The organism is uncultured Draconibacterium sp. (genome assembly GCF_913060805.1).
Lineage (GTDB): Bacteria > Bacteroidota > Bacteroidia > Bacteroidales > Prolixibacteraceae > Draconibacterium.
In genome coordinates, this window is record NZ_CAJXTC010000015.1 from 94,620 (window position 1) to 109,652 (window position 15,033).

General features: G+C 41.6%; 11 protein-coding genes. 1 reads left to right on the top strand and 10 read right to left on the bottom strand.

Annotated features, from left to right (window positions below; genetic code table 11):
* Positions 1-2: 2 nt before the first annotated feature.
* The 8 genes from QZ576_RS11070 to topA form a co-directional block, all read right to left on the bottom strand.
* Positions 3-1,364, bottom strand: a complete 1,362-nt coding sequence (locus QZ576_RS11070; RefSeq protein ID WP_297097068.1) for an SUMF1/EgtB/PvdO family nonheme iron enzyme — start codon at positions 1,362-1,364, stop codon at positions 3-5.
* 105 nt (positions 1,365-1,469) lie between these two features.
* On the bottom strand, positions 1,470-2,321 hold the full coding sequence (gene gldN / locus QZ576_RS11075) for a gliding motility protein GldN (protein ID WP_297097070.1): 852 nt from the start codon (positions 2,319-2,321) through the stop codon (positions 1,470-1,472).
* Between the two features lie 6 nt (positions 2,322-2,327).
* On the bottom strand, positions 2,328-3,935 hold the full coding sequence (gene gldM, locus QZ576_RS11080) for a gliding motility protein GldM (RefSeq protein WP_297097072.1): 1,608 nt from the start codon (positions 3,933-3,935) through the stop codon (positions 2,328-2,330).
* Positions 3,936-3,946: 11 nt separating this feature from the next.
* Positions 3,947-4,855 carry a gliding motility protein GldL gene (gene gldL / locus QZ576_RS11085; RefSeq protein WP_297097074.1) on the bottom strand — a complete coding sequence of 303 codons (909 nt, stop codon included), beginning with the start codon at positions 4,853-4,855 and terminating at the stop codon, positions 3,947-3,949.
* 30 nt (positions 4,856-4,885) lie between these two features.
* Positions 4,886-6,232, bottom strand: coding sequence for an SUMF1/EgtB/PvdO family nonheme iron enzyme (locus tag QZ576_RS11090; RefSeq protein ID WP_297097076.1), 1,347 nt, complete (start codon positions 6,230-6,232; stop codon positions 4,886-4,888).
* A gap of 111 nt (positions 6,233-6,343) precedes the next feature.
* Positions 6,344-7,288, bottom strand: a complete 945-nt coding sequence (locus QZ576_RS11095) for a type IX secretion system membrane protein PorP/SprF (RefSeq protein WP_297097078.1) — start codon at positions 7,286-7,288, stop codon at positions 6,344-6,346.
* Positions 7,289-7,405: 117 nt separating this feature from the next.
* Positions 7,406-8,557 (bottom strand): arginase family protein, encoded by a 1,152-nt coding sequence (locus QZ576_RS11100; RefSeq protein WP_297097079.1) that lies wholly within the window; start codon positions 8,555-8,557, stop codon positions 7,406-7,408.
* A gap of 52 nt (positions 8,558-8,609) precedes the next feature.
* Positions 8,610-10,943: a type I DNA topoisomerase gene (gene topA / locus QZ576_RS11105; RefSeq protein WP_297097081.1), complete on the bottom strand. Its 2,334-nt coding sequence runs from the start codon at positions 10,941-10,943 to the stop codon at positions 8,610-8,612.
* Between the two features lie 214 nt (positions 10,944-11,157).
* Between topA and QZ576_RS11110 the strand changes: the two genes are divergently transcribed.
* On the top strand, positions 11,158-13,536 hold the full coding sequence (locus QZ576_RS11110) for a transglycosylase domain-containing protein (protein WP_297097083.1): 2,379 nt from the start codon (positions 11,158-11,160) through the stop codon (positions 13,534-13,536).
* A 65-nt stretch (positions 13,537-13,601) separates the two neighbouring features.
* Here QZ576_RS11110 and QZ576_RS11115 read toward each other — a convergent pair whose 3' ends face one another.
* Together QZ576_RS11115 and QZ576_RS11120 are read right to left on the bottom strand one after the other, a co-directional pair.
* A complete protein-coding gene (locus tag QZ576_RS11115; protein ID WP_297097085.1) occupies positions 13,602-14,126 on the bottom strand; it encodes a nitroreductase family protein in 525 nt (174 codons plus the stop codon).
* 245 nt (positions 14,127-14,371) lie between these two features.
* Positions 14,372-14,878, bottom strand: a complete 507-nt coding sequence (locus QZ576_RS11120; RefSeq protein ID WP_297097088.1) for a hypothetical protein — start codon at positions 14,876-14,878, stop codon at positions 14,372-14,374.
* Positions 14,879-15,033 lie beyond the last annotated feature (155 nt).

Here is a 15,033-nt window from a genome sequence, read left to right on the forward strand (position 1 = left end):
CTTTATTCCTGAATACCACGGCGGCCACCAAGATCATCGCGGAAAGAAGTTCGAACGCAACGAAATCCGATATATGATTTTGCTGTGTCCTGATATTCAAATGTACGAGTTCCTGACTGGATGTAGTATGCAATGTCCTTCCACGATCCACCACGAACAACTTTACGTTTCATTACCGGCGGATCATCGGGACGGGCATCGTACTGAATTTCCGGATTGTAATCGTCGATAGCATTGTAGCCCGCTTCGAAAAAAGCTGTTGACGTCCATTCGGCAACATTACCGGCCATATCGTAAACACCATAAGGATTTGGATCGAATTGCCCCACTTTCATGGCTGTTGTGGTTGTTGGACTGTCGGCAACATAATTTCCTCGTAATGGCTTAAAATTGGCCACAAAACAGCCGTCTACGTTTCGGGTATAATAACTTCCCCACGGATACATATTGTTGTGCATACCTCCGCGAGCTGCAATTTCCCATTCGCTTTCAGTTGGCAAGCGGTAATCGTGCGCCGGAGCCTCATTAAAACGATCGACAACAATTACACTCAGGTTGTTACGCCAGTTACAAAATGCTCTCGCCTGATCCCACGTTACACCAACAACCGGATAGTCGTCGAATCCAATATGCGAAAAATATTTCATGGTAAAAGGCTCGTTGTAGGTGTAGGCAAAATCCCTTATCCAACACAAGGTGTCAGGATAAACAGGTACCGATTCGCGCATTAAAAATGAGCTTCGGTTTTCGATAGGAACCAATTCTCCATCAGAATTTACAACAGACCCCTCGTAACGCTGTGTTTCGTAATTATAAGCGTTGCTTCGTTTTGCTGCTTGTTTATAGTCTACCCAGTAATATTCGTAAACCAGCTTCCGTGCATCAATTTCCTTCTTGTATCCAAAACGTTCATTTTCCGGAATATACAATTCATCCATCGCCATTTGATACTCCGGGTCGTCCCATTCAATTCGTTCGTCCCAGTTTATTTTTGGCTCTTCCAACGGAGCACCGTATTTGTCTTCTGTTATCAGGAAATCGGTGTAGGTTTGCCCCAGCAATTCGCGTGCTTTTTTATCACGCACCCAGTAAACAAACTGTCGATACTCGTTATTTGTAATCTCGGTATCATCAATCCAAAATGCTTCTGTTGATATGGTTCGGCTTTGGGTTATGGGGTACAACTCGTCGTCATTCGGGCCGATGTTGTACGATCCTCTTTCAACATAAACCATCCCGAAAGGCGTTGGCTCAAACCATTTTTCACCTGTTCCCTTACCCAAAGTAAGGTACTTATTGCTTTCGTTTCTGCACGAAGCGAGAAAAAGCGTAAGTATAAACAAGTATGTAATGGTTTTTCTCATCAGTTAATATTCGATGCTACCTTTCTAAACGCCTTATCAATTTTAAAATTGTTTCAAAAAAAAGCCTTATGGCAACATAAGGCTTTTTTTATGCTGGTTATCGCATTAATATTCCCAAAGATCTTGCTCGTAATTGAAGATCTCGTCTTCAATTCTTTTTGATTCCAACATTGCATCTTTACCTACCAGGTAAGAACTAATGTCGCGGTTGTTGTACATGTTCGATTCTTTAACGATATAGCTGTTGAACATTCGCTTTATGAACATGTCGTCGAAAGATTGCTGACGCGCTTCGTTGTAAGGATTTTGAACCAAATTGGTTGCCAACAACGGACGTGCTTCCGGATAATAGATCCAGAATACTTTCTGACGTTGTACTTCGCCTGAAGTATCGCCATCGCGCATGTATTCGCGAATCGGGCAAATACCAAGAATCCGCACATTCAATGTAGATGTTTGTTTATCGAAATACCACTGTTCTTTAATCATGTATTGTTTGATCTCGGTTGGACGAATTTCGCCCTGAACCTGAACAGTTGTTCTTTCCCCTGTATCGAAATCGATTTTTTCCTCTGTAGTTGCCTCCGCTCCAAACCTAGCTTTTACCTGTGCATAGCTCATCGGAATTTTAAAATCGTCATCAGCTTGTGCATCATATGGTGTAAGCTGTCCCATTTCAATTCCTTTCAATAATAACGAAATCAGGTTTGAACGATCTGCTATTGGGATCGTTGGATAATACAACGGAATATTCATCTTTTCGCGTAAGTCGATCACACGCCACAGCGTCTTTTGCCAGAAAACATCTGCCTCGCGAACCGATACCAACGGCATTGGTTTTTTCTCGTAAATATCGGTTTGTTTATATGCGCCATTTACGATTTGGGCATCAGCACTTTTATGCATAATACCTAACGCAAAAACAAATATTCCTATATAAACAACTATCTTCTTCATAACTACCTATTTTATTTTGAATGATATTGGGTCGAGATCCCTTGTTGTTCCATCATCTCCAACAGCCTTAATATCTCCTATATAAACTATACTATTTACATTTACATTCCGTAGAGCATTTTTTTGCTCGGTCGTAAAACGATTTGAATTTGACGGATAGCGGTTGGTGTATCCTCCGCTTGTTGTTTCCATGGTAAACTGAGTTACTTTGTAACCAAATTCAAAATCAAAATCTTCAAGAACTGCTAAAATACCATCCTGAATTTGTAAAACCTCTTTACGAATATCGCCTCCCGATATTCCGTTAACTTGCGCTACCGGATCGGGAACACGTTTCACACGCCAATCAGTTGTACCAATCAAACGTCGGCTTCCGTTAATTGTTGCGTAAACACTTACTTTAGTATTACGCCCCATTTCATCTAAGTCGGTTGGTACAATCATATAGGCATCGCCTTCTTTTGTAACCCTACCATTGGTCATTTGAACTTCCAGATCCTCATTCGGAATAGCTCCTCCACCCACATCAAACGGGTTTTTCAGACCTTTGTAGAACACGTTCATTTTTGTAGCCGACATGGTTACTGTTGGCTCCGACACCTGATATTCCTGCTCAAAAGGATAACTCTTTATAATTCCACCCGGCGTTTTGTATTTTATTAAACCGCTCCAGGTAAATTTACCGGCCTGGCTTGTATTTCCTATAAATGTTGCCTTGCCATCTTCCACGTCAACCTCTTTACCATTGATCAGGATAACAGGTTGCTGCGTAGTATCTTCTGCAGCGAGGAAAACTTCAGCTTTATATTCATCGCCCATCAAAACTACATTTGAATTGGCGATAACGCGGGCTCCCAAACGGTTAAATTTGAATGAGCCTTCGTCAATTTCGGCATACAAATATTTTGCTACAGAAGCTTCAGAGTTTTTAACATCTATCTGAATCTTAGATAGCAAAGTCATTACCGCAATTAAAGGTTTGTCTTCAAAGTGCTCCGATTCCCACGATTTATAATTTCCTTCTGCTTTCGATCCACGTTCAGGATCTGAAGTTCTAAGCTCGCTTAAAATTGTTTGGCGAAGGTCTTCGTCATCCTCATTGATCAATGTAGAAAGGAACTCGCGGTATTCAGCAACTTTATTTTTAAGATCAGTAGCTCTTTTCTGGGTAATCATCAATTCCGAAGGTCCGTTAAGGTCATCCTTCTTAACTACCTCCACAACCGAACCATCAACTTTAGTATGATAGTAACCCTCTTCATACATCGGGTTATCTTCATTAACCGGTTTCTCGCCGGAGTAAGCAACAACTTCGTCTTTTAACTCCGAAACGTAGGTGATCATTTCCTCCGACTTATTCTTCAGTTGATCGGCTTTATCTTTCCATTCCTGTACTTTAGTTGGATTTTCGATATAAGCTTGCTCAAACGATGAATAAATCTGCGCATTCTGCATGTCCACTGCCTCGAGCGTTTGCAGCAGACTACTGTCTACCACGCGAAACGCTTCAAGTACCTCAGCCGCAACGTTAAGTGCTAACATTGCGGTGAGTACAATGTACATCATGTTTATCATTTTTTGCCTCGGTGTTTCCGGACAATTCTTTGCACCCATACGCTAGGACTTTACTTTTTATAGCTCATTGCACCCAACATGTTGCCATAAATAGTATTTAAGGCTTCAAGGTTTTTGTTGAGTGATTCAGCATTTTCTTTATACTTTTTCAATTCATCAACCGAAGAGTTAAGGATACTATTCATTTCAGCCAGATCCTGATTAAATTTCTGGTTGGCTTTGAATTGATCCTGAGTATCTTTCAGCTGGTTTTCGAAATTGCTGTTAAGGCTATCTAAATTTTTATTGAGTCTTTCCAGGTTACCCGAATATTGTTTTGAACTGCTTCCAATATTCTCCAATTCACCCGATATAACATCTGATGATTTTTGGTAAACGGCAGAAAGATTTTTTCCGGTTTCAGTAAGTTGAGTGGCTGCAACAGAATATGAATCGAGTAAGGTATTCACCGAACTGTTGATCGATTCGTTTGCCTTGTTATTGATTTGGGCGAACGAATTCATCGATTCCGAAGCTGATCCCAGGTTTTTAACGTACATATCGGTGGCAAGTGTTGCCGAAGATATATCGCTGATTCCTTTGGCAGTGTTGCTCAACTCTGACAAACCTTTTCCAACGCGGTCCATTAATTCCGGTGTAAGCTCTGAGCTTCCGAAAAGTGTTTCCAGACCATTGCTTTTGTTACTGGTCCTCAACTCTTTCACTTCTTCAAGCTCATAGTCTTCATTTAACTCCGGATAAACCTTTTCCCATTCCGGAATGTTGGCAGGCGGTTCAAATGCTGAGAGGAAAAAGATGAATGCCTCAGTAAGCAATCCTACAGTTAATAACTCGCTGGAACCTTTCCAGTGTTCAAGTTTGAACAAGGCACCAACCATCACGACGGCTGCTCCCCATCCATAAACAAAACCCATGAATGTTTTCCAGCGCTTAGTTTTAAAAAGTTCTCCCAGATTCATATCGTTTGGTATAAAGTTATGATTTAAGTACTAAAATTCTTCGCCAAATGTAGAGCGAACGCATCGGAAACCAACGTAAGATTTAGTCGTATCCTGATATTCATAGTTTCGTGTAGAAACCTGCACAAATTGTGCGATATCTTTCCACGATCCTCCTCTAATCACTTTTCGTTTCATAACAGCAGGATCATCCTTACGGGCATTGTATGTAAAAGTTGGGTTTAAATCGCTAAAATAATTGTAACCGGCTTCGTCGTATGCAGTGCTTGTCCACTCTGCTACGTTACCGGCCATATCGTATAATCCGTATTCGTTCGGATCGTAACTTCCTACTTTTATGGTTGCTATCGAACCATCTTCTACATAATTACCACGTAGCGGCTTAAAGTTGGCTAAAAATACACCATCCTCATCGCGGGTATAATAACCTCCCCAAGGGTACATCGAGAAATCTTTACCACCACGGGCGGCATATTCCCACTCAACTTCGGTTGGTAAACGATAAGCCATTAATGTTGGCTCTCCTCTTTCCGACAGGTAATCCGATTGGATTTTTGTACGCCAGTTACAGAATGCATTTACCTGTTTCCAGGTAACACCTACAACCGGATATTCGTCAAATCCGGGATGCCAGAAATAACGGGTTGCCAATGGTTCGTTATATGAATAGGTGAAATCTCTGATCCAGCAAAGGGTATCAGGATAAACATGCACCTGATCGCGCATCATAAATGAAGAGCGGTTCTCGATTGGAACAAGATCGCCTTCAACGTTATACACATTACCTTCGTAACGTTGTGTTTCGTAGTTGAAACTGTTACTTCTTTTGGCTGCCTGATTCAGGTCAACCCACCAATATTCATAAACCAGCTTACGGGTATCGATTTCCTTTTTGCCAAAGAAACGTTCGTTTTCGGGTAAGTAAAGATCTTCCATGGCCATTTGCATATCAGGATCTTCCCAGTCAATCTTTTCTCTCCAATTGATCTGTGGAGGATCGATGATATTTCCGTTCCTGTCTTCAGTTATCATAAATTCAGGATACTGGTCGCCTAACATTCGGCGTGCCATCGATTCTTTTACCCATTCAACAAACTGGCGATATTCGTTATTTGTAATTTCGGTGTCGTCCATCCAGAATGGTTCTTGCGAAACCGTTTTTGTTGGAACACCTGCCCTACTTGCGTCCTCATCGCTGGGCCCGATATTGAAACTCCCTCTACGAACGTAAACCATTCCCAGGGGCTGTGTTTCTTTAAATCGCTGCCTTCTTTCTACTCCTGTAAGCTCTCCGTTTCCTCCCCCGCCACCACCAAAGCAGCCGGCAAAACTAAGTGCAATCAAGAATAAGGTTGCAATAGAAAGTAGTTTTTTCATAATGTGTCTTTTATACTTTACGAGCTCTGATTAGTCGTTAAAAATAAGTAGAAACAATGAAATAATAAAATATTAAATTCTGTTCCTTTTCTTATTTACATTAAACATATTTTACAAAAATCTAATACTCTTGTATTTTTGGTTACGATTTCTCTCTAAATCAAGCGAATAACTTACAAAAAATTCATTCGAGGCAAAACCGTTACTTTTTATTGTCGATGTTACCAAATCGAACGAATAACCTATTCGCATCCCATTAAATAGTTCCATTCCCATAAGTAGGGCTACCGCGTCCTGCACTCTGTAGGAGATTCCTCCCCAGAATTTATCGTTATAAACCACGTTTGCATTCAAATCCATTTGCCACGAAGCCAAATCCGATTTCAGCAAGAACGATGGCCGCACCTCAAATAACGGATCGGATAACTTAATATTGTATCCACCAGTTAAATAATAGTGCCGGGTAAGAAAATCAACCGCTACATCGTCGTACTTTACTTCTCCCTGGTTAAGGTGCGTAACCGAAAATCCGGCGTAATATTTATTTGTATACAAGTATGCACCAAAACCTACATCGAAGGTAATCTGGCTCGACTCTTCATTTGGCACCGAAGGGTCTGATTCGGGCTGTGTATACATATCTCCTTGTGGCACGTCCCATTCCGGATTAATATTAAAATTATAAATTCCGGGCGAGATTCCAAGTCCCAGCGTTCCTAATGCGGTTGTTACTTTATATGAATAATTAAAATTCACCCAGGTATTCTGGAAAAATCCCCATTCATCGCTAATTACATTCACTCCTACTCCTCCGGGAGAACCAAAAGCATTAATTGCTGCATCAACGCTAAAAACCAGTGTTTTCGGGGCTCCGTCGAAACCTGCCCACTGATAACGATTTAACAAAATGCCGTTAATTGCGTTTTCAGCACCTGCATAACCCGGGTTTACACCTAACTTATAAAACATATTGTTGGTGTACTGAGGATCCTGCTGACCGTACGTAACTAGTGTAACCGACATTATAATAAATAAAAAAGATACAGCCTTCTTCATACTTCTCTTTTCATAGGGCAATTTAGCCTTTTCTCTGCTGCGGCAAAGAAACAAATTTTAGTTGTTTGTAACAATCAACTGTTAACAAGGTATGCAAAGAACGGTTATTAAGAGGTATTATTTTACTATTTCGTCGGTTTTTTGAACATATTTCAACCAAAGCTCTGGAATTTCATTCCCGCTGGCCACTTCGTAATCTTTTTCTGAACAGGCAAAATATTTGGTTTGGTTGTTTATTGCCTGCACCTGCACCCACCATTGCCCGGTATTGTCGTTTTTGTAAAATACAAGTGGAGCTGAAAGTTCAGGTATTTCCACACTGAAAACAGAGAATCCATCTCCTTGCTCCGGTTTCCGCTTGTCTCTGATAAGGTAGCCCTGTACAAAATACCAAACCAGTTGTGCTGCCAGATTCAATGACAATTCTGTTGGCGCTTCTCCGATGTTTAACCCAAACAAACCAAACACTTTCATTCGATTACTTGCTCCGGTATATTTCATTAGCTGGCAGGCTTCGTCGGCATATAAACCATTCGGAAGATTCAGACTGTTTGGCGCTTCCGAGGACTTGAACGCAGCCATATCGAAAGTCAAAAAGTCGCTGTTTCGAAGGACTGGCTCGGCATCGCTGATATTATCACGTAATTTTCCCAAACGTAGGTGCGCGCCAATTCCTTTGGTTTTCTCGAAATAAATATCGGGTACATAATGACTTTGATACGCCAGCAAATTAAACTGAAAAAGATCGGGCAAGGCCTTAAAAACCTGGGACAGATAATTTGTTGAACTTAGCGATTCAACACCTTTTTTCACATCTAAAAAGGCATCGATGGCACTAAACGAAAAAAACGGATTCGACCGGAAAGCCTGGCAAATGCCGTAACTGTAATCCTGGCTTCCACCAAAAACGATGGTAACAATATCCAGTTCGCTCAAATAATCCACCACATCGCGCAGTGCCAGGTAATTTCCTTTGTGGCTTGTTGATGCCTTCAGGTTTCCAAGATCGATGATGTTGAGTTTCCCAACACCGGCCAAACCATAAAATGCCTTACGCAATTTATCGGGTGTCGCTGTTCGTTTAAAATCATCGTGCTCGCTGTTAAACGGAACGCCAACAATCGCCAGTTCAATATTTCTCAACCGACCTTCCTGTAATTTTACGGTATTCTTTTCAATGGTAGCACCCATCGAATATTTCCAGGCAAAAGGCACATCGTCGACATACTGCGAAAAATCAACCGCATCGAAGTAGGGAAACAAATTCATTTTTTTGCTTTTAAAAATAAAGGCAAATGATCAATTCACCTGCCTTTATTCTTTATTTTTTTCTACCGCGTCGGCTTTTTGGTTCCGGAGCCGTCTCGATGATCTTCATACAATCTTCGAAACTCAGCTCCTCAGCCTTCGTCGTTTTTGGTATTTTATAGTTCTTCTTTCCGTGTTTAATGTAAGGCCCCCACCTGCCGTTAAGCACCTGAAGTTCTGCATCTTCATCAAACTTCTTAATAACCGCCTTACGGTCTTTTTCGCGCTTGGCTTCGATCAGCTCAATCGCTCTGTCGAGTTCTACAGAATACGGATCGTCTTCTTTTCCGAGCGAAACAAATTTATTGTCGTGACGCACATACGGACCAAAACGGCCGATGGCAACAGTAACCTTTTTGTCTTCGTAATTTCCCAGTTCGCGTGGCAATTTAAACAGGTCGAGTGCTTCTTCCAGCGTAATTGTTTCGATATGCTGACCGGTACGCAGGCTTGAAAACTGTGGTTTCTCAGCTCCTTCTTCCTGCGATGCTTCACCCAATTGGGCCAACGGACCAAAACGACCAATCTTAACCGACACCTCTTTTCCGGTTTTCGGATCAACACCCAAAATACGTTCTCCTTTAGAGCGCTCGGCATTTTCAAGAGCATGTTCTACTTTTCCATGAAACGGTTGATAGAACTTATCGATCATCTCATTCCAAACGCGCTTGCCATCAGCAATGTCGTCAAATTCCTTTTCAACATTTGCGGTAAAATTGTAATCCATTATCTGATCGAAATTGTCCATCAGAAAGTCGTTAACTACAATACCGATATCGGTTGGGAACAATTTATTTTTTTCAGAACCGGTAATCTCGGTCTTTTCTTCCTCTTTAATTTCTCCGTTCTCGAGGGTAAGAACCGTATAATTACGCTCCACACCCGGACGCTCTTCTTTTACAACGTAGTTTCGGTTTTGAACTGTTGTAATTGTTGGCGCATAAGTTGACGGACGTCCAATCCCCAATTCTTCCAAACGTTTTACCAGCGACGCTTCCGTAAATCGTGGCGGGCGCTGAGAGAAACGCTGTGTTGAAACAACCGAAGTCATCTCAAGCGGATCGTTTACATGCACCGGCGGAATTAAAGCCTGGCCGTTTCCGTTTGCATTTTCATCGTCAGTCGACTCGATGTAAACTTTCAGGAAACCATCAAAAACAATCACCTCGCCGGTTGCCTGGAACTTCTCAGCAGCATTCGACACATCGATGGTTACATTGGTACGTTCCAAAATAGCATCGGCCATTTGCGACGCAATCGTACGTTTCCAAATCAGCTCGTACAAACGCTGCTCCTGCGACGATCCGTCAACCGTTTGGTTTTCCATGTAAGTAGGACGAATAGCCTCGTGAGCTTCCTGTGCTCCTTTTGATTTAGTCTTGAATTTCCTGATCTTCACATAGTTTTCACCATGAAGTTCAGTAATTTTTTGTTTCGAGGTATTTATAGCCAAACCCGACAGATTCACCGAGTCGGTACGCATATAAGTAATCTTTCCACTTTCGTATAAACGCTGGGCAACCGCCATGGTTTGCGACACCGAGAATCCCAGCTTTCTACTGGCTTCCTGCTGTAATGTTGAGGTTGTAAATGGTTGTGCCGGCGATCGTTTACCCGGTTTTTTCACTACATCGCTTACTTTAAACTCGGCAGTTTTACACTTTTCGAGGAAAGCATTGGCCTCATCTCGGGTTTTAAAACGTTTTGAAAGTTCTGCTTTTAATTCGGTGGTATTCCCATTTTCATCGGGCACTAAAAAGTATCCGTTTACACGAAACCAGGTTTCTGTGTTAAAATCACGGATTTCGCGTTCGCGCTCCACAATTAGGCGAACTGCTACCGACTGCACACGACCGGCACTTAACGATGGTTTTACTTTTTTCCACAAAACCGGCGACACTTCGAAACCCACAATTCGGTCTAAAACGCGGCGGGCCTGTTGTGCATTTACCAAATGCTCGTCGATATCGCGTGGATTATCGACAGCACGCGTAATGGCATCCTTGGTAATTTCGTGAAAAACGATGCGTTTTATTTTATCATCTTTCAGCTTCAACACCTCTTTCAGGTGCCAGGCTATGGCTTCTCCCTCGCGGTCCTCATCGGATGCGAGCCAAACCGTTTCGGCCTCCTTCGCTAACTTTTTCAGTTCTGTTACTAATTTCTTTTTATCGGAAGAAACTTTGTATCTGGGCTGATAATTGTTCTCAATATCAATCCCGAAGTCTTTCTTTTCCAGGTCTCTAACATGCCCCATACTTGAGGTCACCACATATCCTTCTCCAAGAAATCCTTCAATTGTTTTCGCCTTTGCAGGGGACTCGACTATAACCAGGTTTTTGTGCATATACTTTCTAATCCGTTCTAAAAATTCTGCAAATTAAAGAAAATGATGGGCTAAGTTCAAAATTTAATGAGCTATTTTTTCATTTTCTATTTAATTGAAAATGACGATTTTATTTTTTAAAAAATAAAATATTATCCAATTTCGGGGCGTTATTTAGGTGGTTCCCATAACAGAATCGTATATATTTGTTGCCACATTAAAATGAGCGAAATTCATGAGCGAAACAAAAAAAAGCTTTAAGAAATACATCATAATTTTCTGGTCGATCGTTGCCCTGGGGATCGTTTCCGTTTTTCTGCTTTTCTTTCTGATAGCCAAAGGGAAGCTGGGTTTTATGCCGAGTTTTGAAGAGCTTGAAAACCCACAAAATATTCTGGCCTCGGAGATCTATTTTGAAGACGGCCCGACCATTGATAAATATTTCAACCAGGAGAACCGTACCTACGTAAATTACGAAAATCTGCCACCCGACCTTGTAAATGCGTTAGTGGCCACAGAAGATGTTCGTTTTTACGATCATTCGGGAATTGATTTTCGCGGACTAATTCGTGTAATAAAAGGTATTGTTACCAGCGACACTAGTTCGGGAGGTGGAAGTACCTTAAGTCAGCAGCTGGCAAAAATGCTTTTTCCGCGCGACCGATTTACCAGCAGCATGGAACTGGTACTGCGAAAATTCAAGGAGTGGGTAATCGCCGTAAAATTGGAACGCAGTTACACCAAAGAAGAAATTATTTTAATGTACCTGAACAAGTACGACTACCTGAACAACGCTGTTGGAATTCGTTCGGCTGCCGATGTTTATTTTAATACGCAACCCGATTCGTTGAAACTTCACCAGGCGGCCATGTTGGTGGGTATGGCTAAAAACTCATCGCTATTTAACCCGGTTCGCCGCCCCGAAATGGTGTTGCAACGCCGGAATGTTGTGTTGAGCCAGATGGAAAAATACGGCTACATCACCCCCGAAGTTGCCGATTCTGCCAAAAAGCTTCCGCTTGATCTGGAATATAAAAAAGTGGATTACAAACTCGGTCCGGCACCGTATTTCCGCGAATACCTGCGATTAACGCTTACCGCCAAAAAACCTGAGCGCGAAAATTATGCTTCGTGGCAGGAACAAAAATATATTGAAGACCTGGACGAGTGGGAGAACAATCCGCTGTTTGGCTGGTGTAATAAAAATACCAAACCCAATGGCGAACCTTACGATATTTACGCCGACGGTTTAAAAATATACACCACGCTCGACTCGCGCATGCAAAAATATGCGGTTGAGGCCGTTGAACAGCATTTGCGCAACGACCTGCAACCCCTTTTCGATGAAAGTTTGTCGGATTTGGACAACCCTCCTTTTGCGAATAACATGAGCAGCAACGAGGTGGACGATCTGTTAAACCGCGAAATACGTAAAAGCGAACGTTACCGCGTAATGAACAATGCAGGAAAAAGTTTTTCTGAGATCAAAAAAACGTTTAACCAGCCCGTTGAAATGAACGTTTTTAAATGGGGTGGCGCAGTAGATACTTTGATGACTCCGATGGATTCGATCAAATATTACCTGAAATTTTTCCGCTCGTCGTTTATGGCTATGGATACGGAATCGGGGAAAGTAAAAGCCTACGTTGGCGGCCCCAATTACCAGCATTTTATGTACGACATGGTAAAAGGCGGAAAACGCCAGATCGGATCTACCGTTAAGCCATTTTTGTATACACTGGCTATGCAAAACGGACTTACTCCATGTACCAAAGTTCCGTACGTAAGTCAGCAGTTTATTCAGTGGGACGGCACTATTTACGAGCCAAAAGATGCCGATGTTGATCCGGAAATGGATGGACAAATGGTAACTTTAAAGTGGGGACTGGCGAACTCGAAAAACCGCATTTCGGCGTGGGTACTCAAACAATACAACCCGCAGGCAGTGGTCGATGTAATGAAACACATGGGTATTTACAGCCCCATCGATCCGGTAAACTCGATGTTCCTTGGAGTTTCGGATGTTACGCTTTACGAAATGGTTGGTGCGTTTAATACCTTCACAAATCTGGGTGTGTTTATCAAGCCTTATTTTGTAACAAAAATTGAAGACCGCCACGGCAATGTTATCGCACGTTTTGTTCCCGAGCGCCACGAGGCCATCGACGAACAGACTGCTTACCTGATGTTAAACTTATTACAAGGAGTAATCGACGAAGGAACCGGAATTCGTTTACGTTTTTCTAACCTGTTCCGCGATCGCGTAACAACCGACTACGGAAGTTTTAGCATGCCAATTGCCGGAAAAACCGGAACTACACAGAACCACTCCGACGGTTGGTTTATTGGTACGACACCAAAACTTACTGCCGGTGTTTGGACCGGTGCCGATTTACGAAGCATTCACTTTAGAACCATCGCATCCGGACAGGGTGCAAATATGGCGCTGCCAATTTGGGGTTACTTTTATAAGAAAGTTTTGGCCGACGAATCGATCGGTTACAAAGAAGACGAGATGGAATTTAAACGACCAGCCGGCTTTAATATAAACCTCGATTGCGACGAACTGGAGCAAAAGAACTCGACTCCTAAAGAATTCGACGATTTCTTTTAGAGTCAGCTAAAATACAATTGAAAGAACCGATCTTTTTTCAAAAAGGATCGGTTCTTTTTTTATGCTTACTTCTCAAAATCATTCATTCTGATCTTCTCAAACTGCAGCTCCTCAAACGGTTTACCGTCGCGCTGCTTTTCAGGATAACCTACTGTTACAATGCTCAGCACCCTGAAATTCTCCGGGATATTCAACAAGTCCTGAATGTATTTTTCTGCTGGAACTGTTTCATCGTGCATACGTTTTCGAATCTGTACCCAGCAGCTTCCCAAATCCAGCGACTGTGCCGCTAACTGCAACAAAATAGAGGCGATGGAACAGTCTTCCACCCATACATCATTTTTCGTTTCATCGGCACAAACTACAATGGCAAGCGGAGCTGTTGAAAGCGGAGTAACGCCATGAGGTTTGCAACTTTTCAGCTTCTCAATCACTTCCTTATCATCCACAAAAACAAACTCCCAGGGATTGATATTTTTTGACGACGGCGAGCGCAAAGCAGCTTCTTTTAACAATTCAATCTTTTCGGCTTCTACTTTCTGAGAAGTGTATTTTCGTATGCTACGGCGGTTTCTTAGTAATTCGATCATTGTTTTTTCTGCAAAGCTAAAACTCTATTCAAAAACATTCATAACGACAAGGAATATGAATAGAAATAACTTCTATTTGAACCCCACCTAACCTTCCGCCAACTGGCGGAGAAAAATTGTCCCCTTTCAGGGATTTAGGAGGTCATATAAATTCAAAATTGATTCTCAACAAAAATGGCATCTCGTTTTGAGATGCCTTTTCCAATATTATTTAATAGACCTAAGTCTTATTAAACCACTTTAGCCTACTTCTTTTCAATACTCAATAAATATTCACTTTTCGGAGCATAATTAAAAATGAGTTTGTCTCCTTCGCTGCAAAGCTCAAATAACTCTTTATCAACGTCGAACTTTACATCATCAACAACGAACTCATATATTTCATTATAAGCCTTCGACATACCACTACGAGGAGATGCTGCATGATAATCTTTTCTTTCCGATTTACTCATCAATGTCCTTATTATTTGAATCTTTTCATTGAATTGTAAGTCACGATAAAATTTACGATTTAGCAGAAGATTTAACAGCGCAGAAAGGATCAAAGTTACTATTGCAATTGAAGCAGCCATTCTAATGTTTAATCCATTAAGATCCGAGTCAAAAGACAACTCGTAAATCGTCACTCCAATAATTGTTGCAAGAACAAAGACCAGCAATGATAAACTCATTCCCATTCTACATTGATTTCTTAAATTCTTTTTGTCGGTTTTTGTGAGGCCTCGGTGCGTTTGTTTGATTTTGGCTTTCATTGTTTGTATTGGCTATTGATATCTATAAAGATATAAATCTTACCTCTTTTTAATACCTACAAATATTATGTTTCTGAACAGCAAGACACAAACCATTCGTGGCTTAATAAAATTCACAAAAAAAGGCACCTCCCAACGAGATGCCTTTTGTAATA

Coding starts and splice junctions, on each gene's coding strand:
- gldM (WP_297097072.1), bottom strand. CDS start 3,935: ATGGGTGCAAAGAATTGTCCGGAAACACCGAGGCAAAAAATGATAAAC.
- QZ576_RS11095 (WP_297097078.1), bottom strand. CDS start 7,288: ATGAAGAAGGCTGTATCTTTTTTATTTATTATAATGTCGGTTACACTA.
- topA (WP_297097081.1), bottom strand. CDS start 10,943: ATGCACAAAAACCTGGTTATAGTCGAGTCCCCTGCAAAGGCGAAAACA.
- QZ576_RS11120 (WP_297097088.1), bottom strand. CDS start 14,878: ATGAAAGCCAAAATCAAACAAACGCACCGAGGCCTCACAAAAACCGAC.
- QZ576_RS11070 (WP_297097068.1), bottom strand. CDS start 1,364: ATGAGAAAAACCATTACATACTTGTTTATACTTACGCTTTTTCTCGCT.
- QZ576_RS11090 (WP_297097076.1), bottom strand. CDS start 6,232: ATGAAAAAACTACTTTCTATTGCAACCTTATTCTTGATTGCACTTAGT.
- QZ576_RS11115 (WP_297097085.1), bottom strand. CDS start 14,126: ATGATCGAATTACTAAGAAACCGCCGTAGCATACGAAAATACACTTCT.
- gldN (WP_297097070.1), bottom strand. CDS start 2,321: ATGAAGAAGATAGTTGTTTATATAGGAATATTTGTTTTTGCGTTAGGT.
- QZ576_RS11100 (WP_297097079.1), bottom strand. CDS start 8,557: ATGAATTTGTTTCCCTACTTCGATGCGGTTGATTTTTCGCAGTATGTC.
- QZ576_RS11110 (WP_297097083.1), top strand. CDS start 11,158: ATGAGCGAAACAAAAAAAAGCTTTAAGAAATACATCATAATTTTCTGG.
- gldL (WP_297097074.1), bottom strand. CDS start 4,855: ATGAATCTGGGAGAACTTTTTAAAACTAAGCGCTGGAAAACATTCATG.